General features: G+C 58.7%; 19 protein-coding genes. 8 read left to right on the top strand and 11 right to left on the bottom strand.

Going from position 1 to position 19,686, the window contains the following annotated elements; genetic code table 11:
* Positions 1-2 precede the first annotated feature (2 nt).
* The 4 genes from BMF35_RS06195 to BMF35_RS06180 form a co-directional block, all read right to left on the bottom strand.
* Positions 3-755, bottom strand: a complete 753-nt coding sequence (locus BMF35_RS06195) for a hypothetical protein (RefSeq protein WP_156172167.1) — start codon at positions 753-755, stop codon at positions 3-5.
* A 4-nt stretch (positions 756-759) separates the two neighbouring features.
* Positions 760-1,263, bottom strand: coding sequence for a toxin-activating lysine-acyltransferase (locus tag BMF35_RS06190; RefSeq protein ID WP_047007691.1), 504 nt, complete (start codon positions 1,261-1,263; stop codon positions 760-762).
* Between the two features lie 287 nt (positions 1,264-1,550).
* On the bottom strand, positions 1,551-3,050 hold the full coding sequence (locus BMF35_RS06185) for an HlyD family type I secretion periplasmic adaptor subunit (RefSeq protein WP_047007335.1): 1,500 nt from the start codon (positions 3,048-3,050) through the stop codon (positions 1,551-1,553).
* Positions 3,047-5,233: a type I secretion system permease/ATPase gene (locus tag BMF35_RS06180; RefSeq protein WP_156172166.1), complete on the bottom strand. Its 2,187-nt coding sequence runs from the start codon at positions 5,231-5,233 to the stop codon at positions 3,047-3,049. The genes BMF35_RS06185 and BMF35_RS06180 overlap by 4 nt, the downstream gene beginning before the upstream one ends.
* Positions 5,234-5,575: 342 nt before the next feature.
* Here BMF35_RS06180 and BMF35_RS06175 point away from each other — a divergent pair, with 342 nt between their 5' ends.
* From BMF35_RS06175 to BMF35_RS06165, 3 genes are read left to right on the top strand one after another with little or no spacing between them, the layout of a single operon-like run.
* Positions 5,576-7,135, top strand: coding sequence for a toll/interleukin-1 receptor domain-containing protein (locus BMF35_RS06175; protein WP_047007334.1), 1,560 nt, complete (start codon positions 5,576-5,578; stop codon positions 7,133-7,135).
* 13 nt (positions 7,136-7,148) lie between these two features.
* Positions 7,149-7,805 (top strand): hypothetical protein, encoded by a 657-nt coding sequence (locus BMF35_RS06170; protein WP_071961181.1) that lies wholly within the window; start codon positions 7,149-7,151, stop codon positions 7,803-7,805.
* A 30-nt stretch (positions 7,806-7,835) separates the two neighbouring features.
* Complete coding sequence (locus tag BMF35_RS06165; RefSeq protein ID WP_156172165.1) at positions 7,836-9,260, top strand: TRAFs-binding domain-containing protein; 1,425 nt, start codon at positions 7,836-7,838, stop codon at positions 9,258-9,260.
* On the opposite strand, the gene BMF35_RS06160 is transcribed toward BMF35_RS06165, so the two are convergent.
* On the bottom strand, positions 9,261-9,914 hold the full coding sequence (locus BMF35_RS06160) for a Crp/Fnr family transcriptional regulator (protein WP_052766095.1): 654 nt from the start codon (positions 9,912-9,914) through the stop codon (positions 9,261-9,263).
* Between the two features lie 228 nt (positions 9,915-10,142).
* On the opposite strand from BMF35_RS06160, the gene BMF35_RS06155 reads away from it, so the two are divergent.
* From BMF35_RS06155 to BMF35_RS13580, 3 genes are read left to right on the top strand one after another with little or no spacing between them, the layout of a single operon-like run.
* Positions 10,143-10,934: a hypothetical protein gene (locus BMF35_RS06155; protein WP_156172164.1), complete on the top strand. Its 792-nt coding sequence runs from the start codon at positions 10,143-10,145 to the stop codon at positions 10,932-10,934.
* A gap of 2 nt (positions 10,935-10,936) precedes the next feature.
* On the top strand, positions 10,937-11,836 hold the full coding sequence (locus BMF35_RS13585) for a hypothetical protein (protein ID WP_156172163.1): 900 nt from the start codon (positions 10,937-10,939) through the stop codon (positions 11,834-11,836).
* Positions 11,837-11,839: 3 nt separating this feature from the next.
* Positions 11,840-12,481, top strand: coding sequence for a hypothetical protein (locus BMF35_RS13580; RefSeq protein WP_156172162.1), 642 nt, complete (start codon positions 11,840-11,842; stop codon positions 12,479-12,481).
* A gap of 455 nt (positions 12,482-12,936) precedes the next feature.
* Here the strand turns inward: BMF35_RS13580 and BMF35_RS06145 are convergent, their stop codons facing one another.
* Together BMF35_RS06145 and BMF35_RS06140 are read right to left on the bottom strand one after the other, a co-directional pair.
* Positions 12,937-14,034 carry a hypothetical protein gene (locus tag BMF35_RS06145; protein WP_047007331.1) on the bottom strand — a complete coding sequence of 366 codons (1,098 nt, stop codon included), beginning with the start codon at positions 14,032-14,034 and terminating at the stop codon, positions 12,937-12,939.
* Positions 14,035-14,239: 205 nt separating this feature from the next.
* Entirely contained in the window at positions 14,240-14,527 is a 288-nt protein-coding gene (locus tag BMF35_RS06140) for a hypothetical protein (RefSeq protein ID WP_047007330.1), read from the bottom strand.
* 356 nt (positions 14,528-14,883) lie between these two features.
* Between BMF35_RS06140 and BMF35_RS06135 the strand changes: the two genes are divergently transcribed.
* Complete coding sequence (locus tag BMF35_RS06135; RefSeq protein WP_047007329.1) at positions 14,884-15,864, top strand: thymidylate synthase; 981 nt, start codon at positions 14,884-14,886, stop codon at positions 15,862-15,864.
* The gene (locus BMF35_RS06130; protein ID WP_047007328.1) at positions 15,861-16,793 is read left to right on the top strand and encodes an alpha-glutamyl/putrescinyl thymine pyrophosphorylase clade 3 protein; all 933 of its coding nucleotides are present in this window, start codon (positions 15,861-15,863) and stop codon (positions 16,791-16,793) included. Before BMF35_RS06135 ends, BMF35_RS06130 begins: the two co-directional genes overlap by 4 nt.
* A gap of 39 nt (positions 16,794-16,832) precedes the next feature.
* Here the strand turns inward: BMF35_RS06130 and BMF35_RS06125 are convergent, their stop codons facing one another.
* The 4 genes from BMF35_RS06125 to BMF35_RS13940 all read right to left on the bottom strand — a co-directional run bounded on the left by BMF35_RS06125 (position 16,833) and on the right by BMF35_RS13940 (position 19,092).
* Positions 16,833-17,924 carry an ImmA/IrrE family metallo-endopeptidase gene (locus BMF35_RS06125; RefSeq protein ID WP_052766094.1) on the bottom strand — a complete coding sequence of 364 codons (1,092 nt, stop codon included), beginning with the start codon at positions 17,922-17,924 and terminating at the stop codon, positions 16,833-16,835.
* Positions 17,921-18,238, bottom strand: a complete 318-nt coding sequence (locus tag BMF35_RS06120) for a hypothetical protein (RefSeq protein WP_052766093.1) — start codon at positions 18,236-18,238, stop codon at positions 17,921-17,923. Before BMF35_RS06120 ends, BMF35_RS06125 begins: the two co-directional genes overlap by 4 nt.
* A 53-nt stretch (positions 18,239-18,291) precedes the next feature.
* Positions 18,292-18,657: a hypothetical protein gene (locus BMF35_RS06115; RefSeq protein ID WP_156172161.1), complete on the bottom strand. Its 366-nt coding sequence runs from the start codon at positions 18,655-18,657 to the stop codon at positions 18,292-18,294.
* A gap of 303 nt (positions 18,658-18,960) precedes the next feature.
* Positions 18,961-19,092, bottom strand: coding sequence for a hypothetical protein (locus BMF35_RS13940; RefSeq protein ID WP_257786339.1), 132 nt, complete (start codon positions 19,090-19,092; stop codon positions 18,961-18,963).
* Positions 19,093-19,686 lie beyond the last annotated feature (594 nt).

The raw sequence follows: 19,686 nt of genomic DNA, 5'->3' as shown, positions 1-19,686 counted from the left end.
ATTCATTGCAACACCCCTTGGCTTAGAGATGATGGCCCAAGGCGCGCAACCGGCGACATTTCATCGAGGAATTGACCTTGCCGGCGCTTCACGAATGATCCGCGATGGGTATCAAGCCAAGCCAACCTTTCCTCAATCCCCGTCGTCACATCCTCATCGGTGATTTCGATGGTGATGCGCTCCACCCCCAGGCTTTCGGGCGTCACTTCGCGCACCGTGCGCGGGTCGGAAGGGTCTGAGAAGGTCACGAACATCGGCCAGGCGGGAAAGTCGGGATCGCCAGAGCCGCTATGGCGGCGCAGCTCATCCACCGGGATTGCGCGGCGCAGCTCCTGCGGGCCTTCGATCGCCACCATCGCCTGATGATCCTGAGCGCGAAGATCGAGGTCGCCCGACTGGTTCGCGCCCATCCAGTTATCGGTTTGCGACCGCTGTGCCCGCGTTACCAGCGGCATCAGCGCCAGTTCTGCTGCAAAGGCACCATATTGCGGGCTGCCGGGCTTGCTCAGCAACGCATAATAGGTGCGGCCATTGGGATGATCGATAATCACCGCCTCGCCCCGCATGGATGTTTCGACCCTGCTGCCTGTCGAGTCGACGATGCTGGTTACCTCGTCCTGATCCACCGCGCGCACCGAAGAATACTCCTGCCCGTCGACATAGATGGTCATCTTGTAATGATAGTCAGGGAAGCTGTCCCCGCAGGATGCGAGCGACAGGCCGAGCAGCGCCATTGCCAGAAATCGTTTCAGCATATGCCTACTCTCCCTTGACCCTCATCTGCTCCAGCACCTCACGGTCCACGCTGCGCGCCACAATCGGGTGGATGGAAACCGGCTTATCGCCTGCGATCTGTTTGAAATTCGCCAGCACTGCGGTTGCCAGCTGGCGGTTAGGCGCGATCAGGTCGAGCAGCCAGATATTCTCGCCGCTCGCCCAGTCCTCCGCCGACAGCCGGGTAGGGAACACGCCCCCTTTGATCTGGTCACGGACTTTCTCTGCCACCTCGTCCGACACGCTCGCCCAGATGGCGATACCGGCAGTGGCTTGCTGACCGGCGGCCGGAGAATCTGCACCCTCGTCACCTTCGCGCGGGCGGGCCTGCGCAATCGCCAGACGATCACGCAATAGCGGCTCAATCACCAGATGCTGCAAATCACCCAGCGTCTGACTGCGGTAGCGCGGCAGATTACCCATTGCGAGCACCACCTGACCAACAGTCAGCTGCACGCGCTCGCGGATTTCGGCCAGTTTGGCCTTCATTTCAGGCGAGACAGGCTTTGCCTCCGCCGACGCATCGTCGGGCGCAGCATTGGGCGTTTCCGCCGCCTTTTTCTGATGCGTCTTTACCGCCTTTGCTTTTGAAGGCCCCTTAGCGGCACCAGCGGCGCCATTCCCTTTGCGACTCATAATTCCCCCAGAGTATATACCCGCTCCAGCGATATGTATTTGTCATTCCGGGCAATCAGTCAACTGTATAAAGCCATCTTTTATCTTGGAAAATTGTCGGAAAGTCGGTTTCATCCGCGACCCATTTCGCATCATAATCCTTACCTCTCCCGCCCCGCTTCATCGAGCGCCTGACTGATCGGCGAGAGCAGATACTGTATAATCCGCCGCGTCCCGGTCTTGATCTCTGCCTGCACACTCATCCCTGGCTGCACCCTGTCACATAGGGGATGCGGATCAGCGATGTCCGGCCCGCAATCGAGGCTGATGCGCGCCGCGTAAACGAGGCCAGCCTGCACCGGCCTGCCGTTTGCGTCTCGCTGGCTGCCCAGCGGAGCATCGCTCTGATCAATCGCATCGCGGCTGATATTGGTGACGGTTCCTTCAATCAGGCCGTAATCGGTGAAGTTAAACGCCTCCAGCTTCACCGCCACACGCTGACCCACGGCAATGAAGCCGATATCCTTGTTCTGCACATAGGCTTCGACAGAGATGCCCGCATTGCAGGCTGCCGCAACGCTGGCATCGCCGGAGCTGCATGGGACGATGACCATCAGCTGCTGCGCGGGCTGCACCACCCCGCCCACTGTGGTCACCGACAGCTGTTGCACCACGCCATCGACCGGCGCGCGCAAATCCTGATATTGCCGTCGACGCTCCGATGCGCGCAATTCTTCCCCTGCCAAGCCTGCATTCTGGTTGGCCTGCGACAGGTCCGAGATAGCGGTGCGCCCGAAGGTGGAGCGCAGTGCTCGGCTTTGCGCATCGATCCTGCCCATTGCCGCCATGGCGGCGCGCGCGCTGGCGTTCTGGATATCGATATTGCGCACATGCTCTGCGCGCAGCTGTTCATATTCCAGCAGTTGCAGGCGCGAGTAGAAGCCCTGCTCAGCCAGCGTCGCACGTGCCTCAAGCTGCTGCTCAATGAAGGGAAGTGCCTCTTCCAGCTTTGCGACTTCCGCCTGCGCTGCCTCCAGCGCCGCGATCTGCTCTGCCCGTTGCTGTGAGAGGCTGGCACTTTCGGCCTCGTATTCAGCGATAGTTGCCTGGACCATCGCCTGTTCGGTAGCCGCAATATCGGGCGGCGTGCCTTCGGGTGCTATAAAACGCGGCTCGCCTCCATCCAGATAGGCCAGCAGGGCATCATTGCGGGCGCGCTGGATTTGTGCGGACTGCAAGGCTTGCCCGCTTTGTGCCTCTTCCGCGCTAGCCATTGTCGGATCGAGTTCAATCAACAGCTCGCCCGCTTCCACGAACTGGCCATTGCGTACATGGATGGCCCGCACTGCGCCAATCTCGATCGGTTGCACGACCTTCACATTGCCGTCGGGTACAGTCTTGCCCGACGCCACGGCTACCACATCAATCTTGCCGAATATCGCCCATAGCAAAGCCAGCACGAACAGCGCGCAGGTCAGCCAAAGAAGCCACCGCATGCCCGGACTGGGCGGCTTTTCCATGATCTCCAAGGCGGCGGGCAGAAACTCATGCTCGTCTTTCGGCCTGAAGGCGGCATCGGCTTCGTTCTGGTCGCGCCAGCTGTCGCGAAGGATCGTCGCATGTTTAGCCAGCGTGGGGAACCGATCCGATAGCCAGCTCATGCCACCACTCCTGCCATACCCGTCTGCTTGGCATGGAGCTGCGCGTAGCGTCCACCGGCCTTCAGAAGTTCCTCATGGCTTCCCATCTCGGTGATTTCGCCTGCTTCAACCGTGATGATACGGTGGCAGGGGCGCACAGCGGACAGGCGATGGGCGATGATCATCACCGTACGACCTTCGGCGATCTTGCTGAGATTGTTCTGTATGATCTCCTCACTCTCGGCATCCAGCGCGCTGGTCGCTTCGTCGAGAATGAGTATGCGCGGATCGCTAATCAGCGCGCGTGCGATGGCAAGGCGCTGGCGCTGGCCGCCAGACAGATTGCTACCGCGCTCTTCGATCACCGTATCATAGCCATGCGATAGGGTGAGAACGAACTCATGCGCGCCCGCCATTTCTGCAGCGGCAATGACGCGTTCCATCGGAATGGTCGGATTGCTCAGCGCGATATTCTCGCGCACCGAGCGGTTGAACAGGATGTTCTCCTGAAGCACCACGCCGACCTGTCGGCGAAGCCAGGCCGGATCGACCAGCGCAAGATCAGTGCCGTCCACCAGCACGCGCCCCTGCTCTGGCACATAAAGCCGTTGCACCAGCTTCGTAAGGGTCGACTTGCCACTTCCCGACGGGCCGACAATTCCCAGCATCTCACCCGCTTTCACGTCCAGACTGACGCCGCGCAAGGCTTCGGGCGCGTCGGGGCGATAGCGGAAACGCACCTTGTCGAACTCCACCTGCCCCTTGATCGGCGGCAGGGTTGCCCGGTTGGGATTGTGTTCAGGCTCGGCCGGAGAATTGAGAATATCGCCGAGCCGATCCACCGAGATACGCACCTGCTGGAAATCCTGCCACAGCTGTGACAGGCGCAGGATCGGCTGTGCCACGCGGCCTGCCAGCATGTTGAAAGCAACGAGGCTGCCGACGGTCAATTCGCCCGCGATTACAGCCCTCGCCCCGAAGAACAGGATGGCCACTGTCGTCAGCTTGCTCACCAGCTGGATCAGATGACTGCCCCATGTCGACAGCACCGTCACGTCCCAGCCAGTCTTGATATAGCCTGCGAACTGCTTCTCCCAGCGGTCACGCATACGCGGCTCCACCGCCATGCTTTTCAGCGTGCCGATACCGGTGACGGTTTCCACGAGAAACGCCTGGTTCTCCGCTCCACGCTTGAATTTCTCGTCCAATCGCGCACGCAGCGGCGGCGTGATGAAGACAGAGATCAGCACATAGACAGGGATCGTCAGCGCCACGATCAGGGTAAGCAACGGCGAATAGAGATACATCACTACGAAGAACACGATCGTGAAGAACAGATCGATCACGACCGTCACGGCATTGCTGGTGAGAAAGTTGCGGATATTCTCCAACTCGCGCACTCGCGCCACGCTGTCGCCCACGCGCCGCGCCTCGAAATACGAAAGCGGAAGCGCGACCAGATGACGGAACAATGCTGCGGACAATTCTGCATCGACACGGTTGGTGGTATGCGCAAACAGCCAGTTGCGCAGACCCGACAGCATCGTCTCGAACACCAGCACCGTGGCAAGCCCTATGGCCAACACTTCCAGCGTGGTCATGGACTGGTGGACCAATACCTTGTCGATCACGAGCTGAAAGAAGATCGGCGATGCAAGGCCCAATAGCTGCAGGAAGAAACTGCCCAGCAGAACATCGCGCATGGGTTTGCGATATTTGACGATGGCGGGGATGAACCAGCTAAAATCAAAGGCGCGCTTTTGTCCGGCAATGTGTTCGCGGCTCGTCATCAGCAGCAGATCGACCTTGCCGCCTTCGATCTGGAACCGCGTTTCGACATCTTCCTGCGACCAGATTTGTGGGCGCTGGTCGTCAGGCAGCATCACCATATACCGCGTACCCGCATCAATATCGTCATCGACTTTGAGCAGCATGGCCGTTCCACCGCCGGCCAATGCGATCAGTGACGGGGTCGGCAGTTTTGGCAGATTCTCAGGCGGCGCAGCCTTGCGCCGGGCAATCAGTTCCAGCTTTTTGGCGATGCGCACTAAATCATCAAAAGTGTAGGGGCGATCGCCCTGCCCGCGATCATGATGGATCTGCGATGGTTCAGCAGGCACGCCGAGAAACTGCGCGAGGAGGACAAAGCTCGCCAGCGCCGGATCGGCGGGCACTGCCGCCATATCGTTTTCCATATCTGCCATGATACTGTGACCCCGAAGGCTTATTTATCTGGCAAAGTCCACGATGCAATAGCTATAACGATAACAGCGGTTGGCAGAGCGAACAGATTGATGATGTGATGAACACTTTGCTTTAGACATTTCGACTGGAGTTGGGCCGGAAGCGGAATGTCTGGAATTCGGAGTTGAGCCTCTTAAAACTGCCAAGCTGTTGACGAGCCGTTGATGAACGTCGCATCACCCCTAGGCCAATGCCGCCCTTCCGCTCACTGGCGCGCTTGCCCTGACAGCGTTTTCCGCTGCCATTGCTACATCTCGCAGTTTATGTGAGGCTTTCTACGCAGATAAGGAGGGCGTGCTACGATGGTGGAGCGATACTGCGCGTTTATCAGTTACAGCCATGCAGATGCGACATTCGCAAAATGGCTACATTCACGCTTGCAGACCTATCGATTTCCTAAGCAAGTCACCCAGAGCGAAACGCCAGACGGCCAGCTCAACAAGAAGCTGCTGCCGGTATTTCTCGATCGCGAGGAACTTCCCGCAGCGACCAGTCTCACTGCTGAAGTCAAGGCTGCGTTGGAGCGCTCCGATGCTTTGGTCGTCATTTGCTCTCCAAATGCCGCCGCCTCGCAATGGGTCAATCGCGAGATTGAGGTTTTTCGCGAATTGCATCCTGGAAGGCCGATTTTACTGGCGCTCGCATCGGGCGAGCCAAAGAAAGCCTTTCCCCCAGCCCTTTCTAAGTTAGATAAGACAGCAGAGCCTCTTGCCGCCGATTTCCGCGCTAACAGCGACGGGCGTCGCCTTGGTCTTTTAAAACTCATCGCAGGCCTCGCCCACGTTCCGCTAACCGAGTTGTTGCAACGCGATGCGCAAAGAAAATTGCGCCGCGTGATGGCAGTCACGGCGCTCGCTTCGGTCGTGATGGTAGCCATGGCAATCATGACATATGTCGCAATCCAAGCTCGTGAAACCGCCGAACAGCAGCGCGCTGAAGCTGAAGGCTTGGTTGACTTCATGGTGACTGATCTGCGCGGCAAACTGACCGAAGTCGGACGAATCGATTTGATGAGTTCAGTCAATCAGCGCGTTCAGCAATATTATCAGCGACAGGGGGATGCTGCCCGCCTCGCCAATGACAGCCGCGACTTGAGGGCACTGTCGCTTATGCGGTTGGGGCAAGATGATCAGGCTCTCGGTGATTTCGACGCAGCGGAAGCACATTACCGTGATTCTTTAGCGGAAACGCAGGCGCTTCTCGAAGATGGCCCGGGGGATCCTTACAGAATGTTCCGTCATGCAGAAGGACAGAACCGCATTGCGCTTCTTGCTTTCGAACGGGGCGAATATTCGGACGCACTGATGGTCTGGGAGCCCGTGCTCGAACTGCTCGAAAGCAGTGCAGACTGGGGCAACGAGCGAGAAGAATGGGTTCGGCTTGCAGCCTACGCGCAAGGCAACATCTGCGCCGCGCAAGTAAGCCGCGACCGAGCGCCACTTTCAGACTTTTCCGCCTGCCGGAATGCGGTTGACCGAAATCTTGAGCTTATCGAAATGGTCGATCGGCGCCTTAACACTGTCAGCGAGGAACGTGATGATGGGCTGTATGACCTAGCCTATCATAATCTGTGGCTGGCGATGGCATCGCTGCGCGCAGGGGAGCCGGACATCTCCGAAACCGCACAGCAGCGTTATCTCCAGATTGCAGAGCAGCTGGTTGCCGACGATCCGCAAGATATGCTGCGGCGCGAGCTTTCGATGGAAATCCATGTGCGCCATGCAGCATTGCTTCGCAGCATAGGGCAGGAAGAAGCGGCAAACAGCTATTTCGAACGAGCACGGGCGACAAACGCCCTCTTGATCGAGCGCGACCCGGCCAACGCGCGGTGGCGCGAATATCGCAGACAGGTTTTCGAGTAGGAAGGAAAGACTTATGACGAATGACAAAATCAAATCAATTGTCGTTCACGAAGTGCAGACATCAGGAACATTCGATGCGTATTTTTCTCGTATAAAGCAGTTCAAAATCAAGCCGAATGAAGATGCTTACAAAGTGCTAGAGCAATTGATTGGCGGCAATTGGGAGAGGGACCCAACACCACAGCAACCTGTCGATCCTTTGGTACCGAATGACCGCCTGCTTGATATAAGTGTCGAGAAGGGCAGGCATCTTTATGCGATTTATCTCAACGCCGGGAAAAAGCCGGGGTCAGGCTACGACCACGGCCAAAGCTTGTTCTTCCACGACACCCGACCGCTGGAATCATTCGGATGCAACGGTACGATAATGGAGCCAATCATAGAAGATCCAAGGCAACATGCGCCGGCAGCGGGCGAACCGCGTTGGGCTTCCTTTGTCCTGGAGCATCAACGGGTGTTCTTGCCTGCAAACGGCCGTCCCGGACTGCCTCTAAAACGGAGCGGTCCCATCCGCTTACCCTTTTATTTTAACTTGCTTGATCCCGATGGTAATCTCCCATGGGTCTCGATGCCTTACAAACGCAATACGCCGCAGCTTGAGGAACTGCCTAACCACGGCGGGGCGCACCCACCCATCGGCAGTTTCTTGATGTTGCCATCCGACCCATAATCGGGTGAGCCGCTCTCGACGAAACAATTGTTGAAATATGATTTCATGAAAACGCATAGCATCCGCAACCGCGTCATTCGCCACGCCCGGTCGGGAAATCTCGACCGGGCATTTGGCTTGCTGGAGGACTTTGCAGCCAGCCAAGACGCGGAGGATCCGGCTGTTCTATTGCTGCGCGGGCGCCTGCTTAAAGAGCGCGCCAAACGGAGCGATGGCGATGAGGCCAGAGCCTTGTTTCGGCAATCATCCGACCTTTATGCAAGCGCCGTCGGCGCAGAGCATCTTTCCTATCCGCTGATCAATGCAGCGACCCTTGCCCTGCTAGCGGGCGAGGAGGAACAATCACGAGAGCTCGCGCAGCAAACACTGAACGCTCTGGACGCGAATCCGGACGAGGCGGAAACGCCATATTGGCGGCATGCAACATATGCCGAAGCCTTGCTCCTTCTCCGCAAGTCAAGCGAGGCGAGACAGGCACTGACCGGCGCAGTGGCGCTTGCCCCAAAGGCTTGGGAAGATCGTGCGGTTACGATCAGTCAGTTCGCCTTGATCAGCGACGCACTTGGTCTGCAAACAGATTGGCTATCGGATTTCCAACCGCCCCAATGCCTGCATTACACTGGCATTATGTCCGTTGCCCTAGACGATGAGGAACTGCGTCCCGCGATAACCCAGACCCTCGATCAACACTCTATAGGCTTTGCATACGGCGCGCTTGCTGCTGGCTCTGACATAATGGTTGCGGAGTGCCTCCTAGAACGCGGCGGCGCTTTGCATGTCATTTTGCCTTGCCCGCGCGCACTCTTCCGCGAGCACTCAGTGCTGGCAGTCGATCATGCTTGGGGTGACAGGTTCGATGCCGTGCTGGAGGCAGCTGAAACTGTCGATTGCCTTGCCAATAGCGATGGGCCAAATCCAGCGGCAGTTTCGCTTGCCGAAAGTCTTGCTGAAGGTTTGGCAGTTTACGATGCCAAAGCAATGCAGACCGTTATGTGTAGCTTGAGAATAAAAGATCGTGCCAGCCCAAATGCCGCTCAAACGCGTGCAGACGGCGCGCGTATAATCCTGACAACAGATCGCGCGCCCGGCATGGCGCGTCAGATAGTAAATCCGGGCAGTAATCTTGTTGTTCTCGCCACACAGGCTGTGAAACAGCCGCCCAAAACTCAGATCTGTAGGGATGTTTCGTCTGCATTGGCTTTGGCGGCTCAGCATATCGCCCGGGGAGACGCAGTTGCCGCTGATCATCGTCACGTTCCGCACAAAGGCGATCCGGATCAGCCACACCAGCGCGTGATCGCACTGTTGGCTGTAACAAATGCTGGAGAATTTTGCGCGACCAAAGCCTTTGCGTTTTCGGCTCTTGCACAAACACCGGACCTTGTGCTCGATCCTTTGGGCGAAGTGAAGGCAGCCAACGGCACCTTCGACGTCTATCAGATATTTGACAGCTGATCAGACCAACGCATCTTCCAAAGTTCTGGGAGCTACTATCAGCCAGTGGTCGGCATGCCGTGTTAGAATGCCCCGCCTTTCCAGATTGCTGATTGTGCGCGAGGCGGTTTCACGGGTCGTTTGCGCAAGGATTGCAAGTGCTGAAATGACAGGCACCGGTGTAACCCGTCTGTCTTCGTCCATCGCCAGCAGCAATTGCTCACACACTCTTCCTGACGCGGAAAGTGTCAGGCGGGCCGCGAACCTCCCAAGCAAGGCGCTGTTCTGCATTGCAAATTTTTCTGCCAGCGCGGCACCAAGACTGGAGTCGTTCAGAGCCATTTTGGCGAGGCTGGCTGCATCGAAAGATAGGAACTCGGCGCCCTCTCTGGCGATGACGTCAACTGGGATTTCAGCGCTGTCGGGATAGACGCCGAACAGCTCGCCGACTTCTACCGTTGCCATCTGGAAGTATTTGCCATCCTGACTCAACAGGCGAAGATCGGCGGACCCAGAAATTATGATGTTGCAGGTCTGGACGAAAGACCCTTGATGATACGCGACCTTTGCGCGCTCCAACAACCGACGCGCTGCGAACTGCGTCGCTTCAAGCGCCGAGTTTTCTGTGCAGCCCAAGGCGGCTTGAACAATGGCGACGAACTCGCGGTCGGGCATGGGTTACCGCTACAAGGCGATGCTCGCTCCGCCAAGCAGTTTGAGCAAGATCACAACAAATCTGCCAAGCGCGCCTGCGCCAAGCTCAGTAAAGCGCCAATGCGCTTAGAAAACTAAATCGTATGTTGGCAGGCTGGCTCGATAAACCTCTCAAAGCGTGATGGCTGTCACGGACATCACCGAAGAAACCTCACATGCACTCCTCTCAATTTCCAAGAGGAGCCTATTGTGTCCCAATCGCGCAATTTAGTTGGTGTCGCTGGTGAGCGAAGAATGAGACCCTTAGCACTGGCAGCACTTGTCCTGCTGGCAGGTTGTTCTACCGAGCGAGATATTCTGGAACTGCAGCTTGGCAGGCTCCAATATCTCGAGAGCAATGCTCAACAGGTTCAAATTGGAATCGATCAGGGGAGCTACGACCCTGCGCGATACGATGCCTACCTCGCGCTTGACGTCGATGTCTTCCAGCGCGTTTTCTCCGAGGTTGAGGGGCAGACTATAGAGATAGATGCGGGTGGGCGTCCGTTAGAGATCACCGTCGGCACCTTTTCCACAAACTTCCGCCCTGGAAGCCCGGAAATCACTCTCGCAGCAAATGCAGTGGACCTTCAAAGCGGAATTGAGGCTGGCATCGAGATTGATACCAGGATCGTGCTTGTTAGGGATCCAGATAGGCCTGAAGAGCTTACCGCGAGAATTATAGCAACGCGAATGGTGCCTGACCTTCGGTGGGGGCCGCTCAACTTCACAAAAGCGCGATTTGTTCGGTCACTTCTCGAGTTAGAAGCTTCCAAGTTTACCGACAGTTTGCCGGGCGTGGTTTTGCCGTTGGCGCAGGACTTCGCTTTCGGGGCTGATGCGCAGGTGATTGATACGGGCCGGATTAGCACTGGCAATGGCAGTTACATCCGCGGAAATATCAATGTTCCGACGACGCTTACGACAGGCCGCTTTGCTGTCCAAAACATTCTCTTTCTAGAGAATGGGGTGCATGTTTTCGCTAACGTAGAGGGACTTTGAGAATGACGAATATCAAACGTATTGCATTGTCTCTGCCGGTAGCGGTTGGCCTTTCAGCGTGTAGTTCAACGTCAGACTTGCGGACAGAAATCAGCGCCACACAGAGCCGGTTAGATATCCTCGAAACGGAAATTGCTGAAGGAACTGAGGAAATTGGCACACCGGGCCAGGACGTTCGCACGCGCATAGCATACCGGCCCTTTCAGCAATGGGCATCAAATTTCGGCCAGCGGACCATAACGTTCCGTCAGACTTCGAAAGGGGGTGACCTGGCGCGGCAAAGTCGTCGATGTCGGGTTTTTGGTTCGATAAGGCCAGGATACAGAGTCGCAATACATGAAGAAGATTCCACGAGAGTGGACTACACTATTGGACCGCTCACACTGCTCCCCGACGACACTGGTTTCGTCCTCCAAAGCGAGATGGATTTGAGAGCACGAACGCAAATAGCTGGCTCGGCTCGCCGTCCTTGCTGGGGTGGCTGGTCGCCTACTGTGACACTCGGTGTTTCGGGAAGAAGTAGCCCGACAGTTCGCTTGCGCCTTGAGGTTGATCCGCACCACTCAGGAGTAAACCCACAATACAGGCTGGCGATCATCTCGCCCCGTGAGCTCGACGTCGAATTGAGGACCGGTTTTCAGCTGCCGTTTGGAGCAGATGTTGATGTTCGAACGACTCTGAGGATGGACAATTTCGCACAGCATTTGGCGAGCGGTGAGCTTGACTTGCTGCTTGAGAATACTGGTGAGATCGTCCTGCCTAATGGCAGCACCCGGACCTACTCGTTGCAGACGATTGAGCCCACGCTCGCGACCGACGCTTCAGGCATTTCATTTGCGAGCGACATTGAGCTGACGCGTGAACCATCGTCGAGCCAGCCGAATGAAGCGACCGAGGACTAGATTATGACAGCACGTTGGACACTAGCAATTGGAATGGCGCTACTCTTGGGAGGCTGTGCAACTTTTGGCGAAAGACACCAGCGTTTCATTTCGCCCGCAATGGAAATGCAGGCGGATGCGATCAGTGATCCAAGATTCGCTGAAATTTTGACGGAGCTTGATGCCGAAGGTTCAATTGTCTGGGAAAATCGGCTGACCGATGCCGCGGATGCGGAGGCTGACTTGTATAGTAGCCGAATAGGCTGGCTACTAGCGAAGTATGATGAGGCTGGAGGACTTCCTAGCTCAAAGCTACGCGCTTGGAGAAAGTGGAATCCGTTCTCCAGAACCACTGCTGCATATAACCCAAGCAATGGCGAAGTAAGCCTTAACCTATGGCGCTTCACTGCAGACGAGTTTGCTTTGCTGAATACATTTGTTCACGAGCAAAACCACAGTTTCGGATTGATCCACGATGCGAGCCAAACCCGGATCAACAATATGTGTGACGCGGGATATTTAGCAGGAGACCTCGCTGAGGCGATCTTGCGGACGTCTTCTTCTGAAAGCGGCAGTAGCACACCTCATACACCTGTTTGCCCAGCGCTGAGGGCAGCTCTGGAAAGGCGAAGCATGTGGTTTACCCAAACTACAGTCTCTGAGTGAGTAGCTCAGACACAAAAACCGGCTTTGCCACAAAACGAGCCTGCCTTCATTAGGGAAGGCGAGGTCGGGCTATAGGTGCGGTCCCGTTTTGCGTCCGCAATTGGGCCGACTGCAGACCGTCCGGTTTTGAATGACGGAGCGCGCAAAGCCGCCCTTCAGCATCCGGCCTGATCAAAGACGCCAGATCGAAATCCGATAGGACGGCAATTGCCTAAGACCGCAGGACGCCGACAGCGCTCGCTGATCGATGGCTAGGAAAATATCGAAAAGCGTAGAAGGTTTATGGCGGCGCTAGACGTGGCCGACACGCGCTACGGCAAGTTCACCGCCATTCCCGCCACGCAGGGCTTCAGAAGGACTTGGAAGTTATGAAGGTAACTAAAGTCGCCCGCACGGACGAGTCGCCTGTAGTTTCAGCGACGAATCCGATCTGGACGTTTTACGAACCGGACGGTTCATAGCCCGTCGAAGCGCGTGCCCTCCTTCCCGGCGAGACCGAGGGTTCCTTTGATTGTTTGTAACGGCATCATGGCGATCCTCGAACGTATGTCCTGCATGGCTGCGGCCTGGACTGCATTCATCACTCTGTATGCTTCGACCGTCAGCTCTTCAAAAGTCATGGGCCATCTGTCCAGATCGATATCCTGGATCGGAATGTCCGGGTCGACATGTGCCGCACTTCGATTGCGCTGCTCCCTCCATGCGTTGAAGTCTGGATGAGGGTGGGTCGCGAGATCGATGAGCAGATGGGCGCCGCTCCAGCCATCCTCCGACCACATCGCGCCGAGGCCGGGCTCGTCTTCGCCGTAGTTGTTCCTGACCGGACCGGTGGTGAGACCCTCCCACATAGCGCAGTAGTCGACGAGCATGATCTCCGCCATCAGACGGCGGCAGTTCGGATAGCCGTCCATCGGGAACGCAATGCGATCTATCTGACGGATGGACGTCATCAGACCAGACATCCTGAGCGTGGCGTCCTGGACCGGGTGACCGCCCGGCACCATCGAGGCGACGTCGGCGGAAGCGATGCCCGCCGGATGGGAGGCGAAGCGGATGGCATCTGCCGAGCCGAGGAGATCTTCGTCGCACCAGCTCTCGGGCCAGTTCTCGGCGACGGGATGCGTTACGAAGCCATGATAGCCTGGATGGTGCGACGCCAGCTTCCGGTCTATCCCTTGTAGGTCGTCGTTGAGGATGGTGACCATCGTCTCGTTGAGCTCCAGCCACGACGAGACAATGCTGGCTGGGGGAACTTGCAAGGCGTGCGCCAACATCGAGTCTCGAACTTTCTCGAGAGGGCTACCCTCGTAGTCTGTCCGCAGACGCCTTATTGCCGCGTTCAGGTCGGTCGCGTCCGAGCCGCCGATCCATTCATGGGAGATCATCTCGTTTTTGAGACGTGGCAGCAGCTTCACGAGCGTGTCCAGCTTCGCTGCGCAGTGCCTGGCGACGATGCGCTTCTCCAGTTCATGCGGGATCATTCCGATCAGTGCGCACAACGTCGCGTAGTCGCCTATCAGCCGCGATATCTTGCTCGGCAGGTGGAGAGCCATTCCTCCTTATGCGCGTTCGATCCGCCACTGTCATGGTCTTGAATCAGAATGGCGCTGCCCACACTGGTTCATCTTCCGCTTTGTCGCGACGATGGTGGCAACGACCCGACGGATCGTGTCGAGGCAGGCATCGTGACGATCCTTGTGGCCCAACGTTGGTGGAACTTGTCGATGCGTGCTGTCTAAACAGGTTGAGTGCCGTCCTTTATCGGCGCCCTGACGTCAGGGGTATCTCTTCAAGGTAGGTATTGACCCCGATCGTCGGGCGGCGCAGCGCGGAGCGGTCTGTACGCCACGCCAGGACCTCGGCTGCGATAGTCACGCAGGACGCGAAGCTCCGTCCATCGTGAAGGAGTTCGACAGGCACCTCGCTCGAAGCGAACGCTTCCACGGAATGTAGCGCTTCCTTCAGTTGTTCCGGCGTGCCTTCGACAAGCGACTGGCCGATAGCTCCGTTCCAATTGTCCGTCGATGTCATTCTGTATTCGAGCATGGCTTCCTCATTGGCGTGCTGACGCAGTCGCCAGCATCGGCTTCCTTTCCTAGTTGACTGGGTGTCTTTCGGCGGCACGGAAGCGCGGCAGGTCGCAATCTACGCTGGTCGATCGGGCCACGGGTCTTATCCTCATGCAGTCGTTGCTGGAATGCGTTCGGGGCGTCTGTCCGCTTTCGACCAATACTCCGGGTCCCCGTGCCGATCAGCCTTCCTTTCGACACAACGCGACCGTCAGTAGAATATCGATTCCACACCCGCTTCTTGATCACGAACTGTGGACGGGCGGACGGGCGGGGTGGCGCCGCACTGTCGATGGGCTAAATGTCTGTGCTTTACGCAGAAGGAATGGCGCGATGGAGTTCAGGGCGGACGGTCTTGACGACCTCTTGGCTCAGCTCTATCCGTTCATTCTCGAGACCGGCGTCGAAAACGTCGGTTCGAAGGGGCGGCATCTCGACACCATTGGCACGACGCTGCGACTGACCGACCCTAGGGCGCGGCTTAGCCGTTCGATGAGGCGGGCGAAGCCCTTCAGCGCGATCGGCGAACTGCTCTGGTACCTGTCCGGCACGGACGAGGCGTCCTTTATGGACCCATACCACCGCTACTATTCGCAGGATGGCGCGCCGAGCGAGGTCGCCGACGCCTACGGGCCGCGTCTGCGCGGACGGCTTCCCGAGAAGGGCTTCGACTACGATCAGTTGCAGTTCGTCCTGGAGACGCTGAGGGAAAAGCCCGGCAGTCGCCGCGCGATCATCCAGATCTACGATTCCGCTGACAGGACGCTTGAACGCGACGTCCCCTGCACGACCACCCTCCAGTTCCATGGCCGCGGCGATCAACTCCACATGACGACGACCATGCGGTCAAACGACGCCTATATCGGCCTCCCGCATGACCTTTTCTGCTTCACGATGCTGCAGGAGATGGTCGCCACCCGGCTCAGGCTTGGCCTGGGCGAATACGTGCATTTCGCCGGTAGCATGCACATATACGAGAGTAATCTCGCCGCCGCCCGTGGCTACCTGCACGAGGGATACCATCGCATCGCGCCCATGCCTGCGATGCCGGCAGGCGATCCTTTCGAAGCATTCGCGAAGCTCATGCAGGTCGAGACTAGGATACGAGATGGCGATGCTGTGGACTTCGATGGCCTCGGTTTCGATTCCTACTACGAGGACATTGCCCGGCTCGTCTTGGTCAACTTCCGGTCGGACGACGCCGGGGAGGTCACGCGGGCCATGCGGGGACTGACGCACCGCGAATACCATACCTACATGGACGACCGCGACGGGGTGGTCCCCGTCGGGAAGAGGGAAACTGTGGCTCGATGACCAGATGGCCGAGATATGCCGAAATGCGGAAGGCGTTTGCGGAAGACCTGGACGCCTATTCGCGCGAGGTCCGCGAGTTGCCAGGTGTTGGCGACGACGCGTCGAGGGATACGCTTGCCCTGCAGCTCGTCGCCAGCGTGCGGCGGGAGCGCTACTTCGAGTTACTTCAGGAACGCGGCGCCATCCCCGCGTTTCGCGCCAATCCACACGACGATCGCTTCGAGGCCGAACTCGGCTTAGTTCATCTCCTCCAGCGGGGCCAGATCGACGAGGCGGCCTGGCTCGTCTTCCTGATGACGGTCTTCGGCAAGCCGGCGGGCAGTGGTTGGAAGCGGCTGAGAGACGTCTACGGTCGTCTCGGCACCGCTCGCGCGGACTGGAATTCGATGCAGGCGCAGCCGGATCTCCTCGAAACCTGGCTCGCGCGGCATTGGCAGGAGGTCGGCGGGGACCAAGGCGGCCATCGCCGGTACGAGAGCATGCGACCGGACTCCCGGCGACCGATCGGGCGCGCCATCACCCAGTATGCCAATTGGATCGGATGCGCCGGTGGCCATGAAGCGAAGTTCGCGCAGCTCGTCCGGGAGGCGGGCAACAGTCGGGAGGCGATCTTCGACGAATTCTTTCGCGCTTTACCCTGTGTCGGATTCGCGCGGCTGGGCAGGTTCGACTGGGTGTCCATGCTCGACCGCTACGGGATCGTGCATGCAACGCCCGGTTCCGCCTACCTTCGCGGGTCGACCGGCCCGCTGCGCGGCGCGTCGCTCCTGTTCACGGGATCGACGAAGGCTCCCGCTCGCCTGACGGCGTCCTTCGAGAAATGGCTGCTCGAGCTGGACGGGCGCGTCGAGGTCGGCATGAAGGTATGGGAGGATGCGCTCTGCAACTGGCAGAAGCACCCCGCACATTTCGTGCATTACAAAGGCTGAGGCCGGGTCGGATACCGGAACGTCAGTCCGGCCGGCTCCTTAGCTTTCGAAGGCCGCTTCGATGTCGTTCCAGGTCCATGTCCTCTGGAGTCTCGAACTGCGACTGAAGGGAGCGAGCCCCTTGAACTGCATCTGTCCAAGGATCAGTCCTGGGGACACGCCGACCCGTCTGGCGAAGGAGACGATCTCCTTCTTGCGGTTGGGAAGGCCCGTTAGTTCCGGCTGCATCTTCTTAGGTACGACGAGTTCCTCCGCGAACGCGTTCGCCTCCCTCTCGAACCGATCGTCCGCGTCGCCGCCGTCGAGGTCAACGAAGGGTTCGGCCCCGTGGAGCACGAGATGGCCGATCTCGTGGAACACGGTGAACCAGAACTGGTCGTCGGAGCGATGACGGAAGCTCACGAGCAGCATCGCCTTGTCCGCCGCGACCATCCGGCTCGCACCGCTGGCGCGGCAGCCGTTCGGCGCACGGACGAAGACGAACGCGACCCCGGCCTTAGCGAGGAGGCTTTGCAGCTTCGGGACGAATACGGACGGGTTGCTGAAGCGCGAGAGGGCACGGATCTCCGGGAGAAGTTCACTTAGACGCTTCGCGTCCCAGCTCTTGGTGTCGACCATCGCCGCTTCCAGTTCGCCTGAACGCAGCCAGAGCGACAACGACCCTTCGTCGGACGTGAACGAGTTGGAAGAGCGGAATCGGGTGGCCGTTCGATCCAGCACGTAGCGACGCTGCCAACCCGAAAGCGACGAGACCCCGTAGTAACGCAGGCGACGTTGAAGTTCTTCCTTACGGTTGCTCTTGGTAAGACGTCGCCTCGTCGGAATGGGTATCGTCCCGAGCCAGACCTCGCTCTCCTTCTCGTTGAGGGCATCGATGGATCGACCGAGCGCTTCTTCGAAGTTCTTCTGCCTCGTCGTCCAGAACGCCGCCGTTCCACCGAGAATCCGGGCGAGGATCGTCGCCGTCCGATCGCCGATGTCGGTCTGCCCTGCGAGGATGGCGCGCAGCTCGTCACGGCCGCCCTGCAGCGCTTGGCTGAGCGAATCGGCCTTCACGCCTCGACGCCGCATGGCTGCGAGGACGCTGTCGCCGACCGGCGAGAACCAGTCGTGTTGGGCCTGCTCGGTCATCCGGACACCTCCTTCAGCATGAGTCTCTTGATTTCGTCCCATCCGGGCGGCTCATGCCCGTCCTTGACCCGTCGCCGATGCACCGGCGCGAACTTCGCGATGCCCCCTAGGCCGAAAGGGACCTCGAGGGAATCCCCCGCGTCTGGGTCGATGCCTCGGAATTCCATGAACTGCGCAGCGCATTCGAAGGCCTCCGCCTCCGCGATGAGCGTGCGCAGGGCGCGAGCGTCGGCGGGACCGAGCCTCTCGTCGGCGACCCCCTCCCGTGTCGCGAGATCGCGCGTCGTCGCATCGAGATAGCTGATCTGGAGCATGTCGAGCTTCGGTATTCATTCCCGCACCGGCGGAAGGCGTTCCAGACCCCTGTTCATTGGGGCAGCGGACTGCCGGCAGGCTTGTCCCTCCGCTTCGCGCGGATCGCATCCATCCGCTTCCAGTTACGTGCCAGCTCCTCCTCGCCGGCCTCCTGCATCGACACCTCTGCGATCTCGCACAGAACCGCCAGCGTGATCATCACCCCTCCGACCTCGTTGCCGATGTCTCCCTTCGGTCTCGAATACACGTACTCCACCAGTGCATGCGCATCCTCCTTCGTGCAGTCCTGCGCCTGCGCGAGCTCGAGCGCCTCTTCGAGGAAACGATGGACGCGCTCGACCCGATCGCCTTGCCGGACCGGACCGAAGCAGGCGAGATACCAATCCATCGTTCGTGCGGAGAAGTCGTCTTGCATCATGTCCGTCCGGAAGTAGCCCGGAGACCGTGGCGCCGCCAGTCGTCGATCCGCTTTTCCCCCCGATGTCGTAGGGCAGCGGGCTTGGACGCGCTCTGCAGCGTCCGAAGAGCTGAGTGCCAAGGCCGCTGCTCTTCACCGCCGAGGCCGCAGTCCACCGGTGACGCGACGCTACGGGTAAGTTGCTATGCGGTTCGCAAGCTCATCGGCTCGCGCGCACAATGGTCCCGCACGGTCAAAGTTGCTCGTTAGCTTCCGAACTCAAGAATGGACGGCAGCCCAACCGAGGCTGACGTCCCTTAGCAGTCAAACCTCAGTATTCTGCATGCGTATGTAGAGCGTTTCTACCAGCAGCAGCGCGATGCGGGCGTCCAACTCTACGATCTGCTCGAGGAACTCGCGCTGACCGCCGATCACACTTTCCAGTGGCTGGCACATCGTCTCGAACAAAGGCTGGCGCGCATAACGTCACCGAGATGACCGCTGCCGATTGGCGGCTGGCGGTTTACTAGATCCGTATTTGAGGACCAGATGTTCGGCTTTGGCGAGTTTTCGCCGGATAGCATGTGCAAAGCCGCCCGTCCGGGTCCGAAGATCGAAATTCTGTGATTGGCGGCAAATGGGGCGCCTAGCTGCCATTCCATTTTCTGTTTAACGAACGGCAGCTTCCGGGTTCCCTCGCGCGTATCTCCGATGGCCGAGATTGGGGCGCAAAGCGGACATTGTATGAAAGCTGCGTCTGGACTTCGCCGGACAAGAGAGCATGTCGGCGGCATGGCTACCAAACCGGATCATGACCTAACTTCCCGCCTGTTGCTCGAGGCGGCATGCTTGATGGAAGACACGACGCCTCTCTTGATCCGCATATGGCCCGATGATGCCGATTCGCAGAACAAGCGCATCGATCATCTCTGCGAAGTAACGGAGGCGCTGTCCGCGTTCGCAGCCGCCGCCCGCGCAAATCACATCGCACGCTCTCGGTCTTCTCACGAAGATAGCTGACACCCGCACATTCCATTCGACTTCGCCGCG

Origin of the sequence: Aurantiacibacter gangjinensis (assembly GCF_001886695.1) — a bacterium.
GTDB classification, from domain to species: domain Bacteria; phylum Pseudomonadota; class Alphaproteobacteria; order Sphingomonadales; family Sphingomonadaceae; genus Alteraurantiacibacter; species Alteraurantiacibacter gangjinensis.
This window is presented reverse-complemented; position numbering and strand designations above follow the sequence as displayed.

Excerpts from the sequence above, each read along its gene's own strand:
- BMF35_RS13585 (WP_156172163.1), top strand. The coding sequence starts at position 10,937 with ATGACGAATATCAAACGTATTGCATTGTCTCTGCCGGTAGCGGTTGGC.
- BMF35_RS06135 (WP_047007329.1), top strand. The coding sequence starts at position 14,884 with ATGGAGTTCAGGGCGGACGGTCTTGACGACCTCTTGGCTCAGCTCTAT.
- BMF35_RS06195 (WP_156172167.1), bottom strand. The coding sequence starts at position 755 with ATGCTGAAACGATTTCTGGCAATGGCGCTGCTCGGCCTGTCGCTCGCA.
- BMF35_RS06180 (WP_156172166.1), bottom strand. The coding sequence starts at position 5,233 with ATGGCAGATATGGAAAACGATATGGCGGCAGTGCCCGCCGATCCGGCG.
- BMF35_RS06190 (WP_047007691.1), bottom strand. The coding sequence starts at position 1,263 with ATGAAGGCCAAACTGGCCGAAATCCGCGAGCGCGTGCAGCTGACTGTT.
- BMF35_RS06115 (WP_156172161.1), bottom strand. The coding sequence starts at position 18,657 with ATGATGCAAGACGACTTCTCCGCACGAACGATGGATTGGTATCTCGCC.
- BMF35_RS13940 (WP_257786339.1), bottom strand. The coding sequence starts at position 19,092 with ATGTGCCAGCCACTGGAAAGTGTGATCGGCGGTCAGCGCGAGTTCCTC.
- BMF35_RS06175 (WP_047007334.1), top strand. The coding sequence starts at position 5,576 with ATGGTGGAGCGATACTGCGCGTTTATCAGTTACAGCCATGCAGATGCG.
- BMF35_RS06125 (WP_052766094.1), bottom strand. The coding sequence starts at position 17,924 with ATGACCGAGCAGGCCCAACACGACTGGTTCTCGCCGGTCGGCGACAGC.
- BMF35_RS06140 (WP_047007330.1), bottom strand. The coding sequence starts at position 14,527 with ATGCTCGAATACAGAATGACATCGACGGACAATTGGAACGGAGCTATC.
- BMF35_RS06120 (WP_052766093.1), bottom strand. The coding sequence starts at position 18,238 with ATGCTCCAGATCAGCTATCTCGATGCGACGACGCGCGATCTCGCGACA.
- BMF35_RS06170 (WP_071961181.1), top strand. The coding sequence starts at position 7,149 with ATGACGAATGACAAAATCAAATCAATTGTCGTTCACGAAGTGCAGACA.
- BMF35_RS06130 (WP_047007328.1), top strand. The coding sequence starts at position 15,861 with ATGACCAGATGGCCGAGATATGCCGAAATGCGGAAGGCGTTTGCGGAA.
- BMF35_RS06145 (WP_047007331.1), bottom strand. The coding sequence starts at position 14,034 with ATGGCTCTCCACCTGCCGAGCAAGATATCGCGGCTGATAGGCGACTAC.
- BMF35_RS13580 (WP_156172162.1), top strand. The coding sequence starts at position 11,840 with ATGACAGCACGTTGGACACTAGCAATTGGAATGGCGCTACTCTTGGGA.
- BMF35_RS06160 (WP_052766095.1), bottom strand. The coding sequence starts at position 9,914 with ATGCCCGACCGCGAGTTCGTCGCCATTGTTCAAGCCGCCTTGGGCTGC.
- BMF35_RS06185 (WP_047007335.1), bottom strand. The coding sequence starts at position 3,050 with ATGAGCTGGCTATCGGATCGGTTCCCCACGCTGGCTAAACATGCGACG.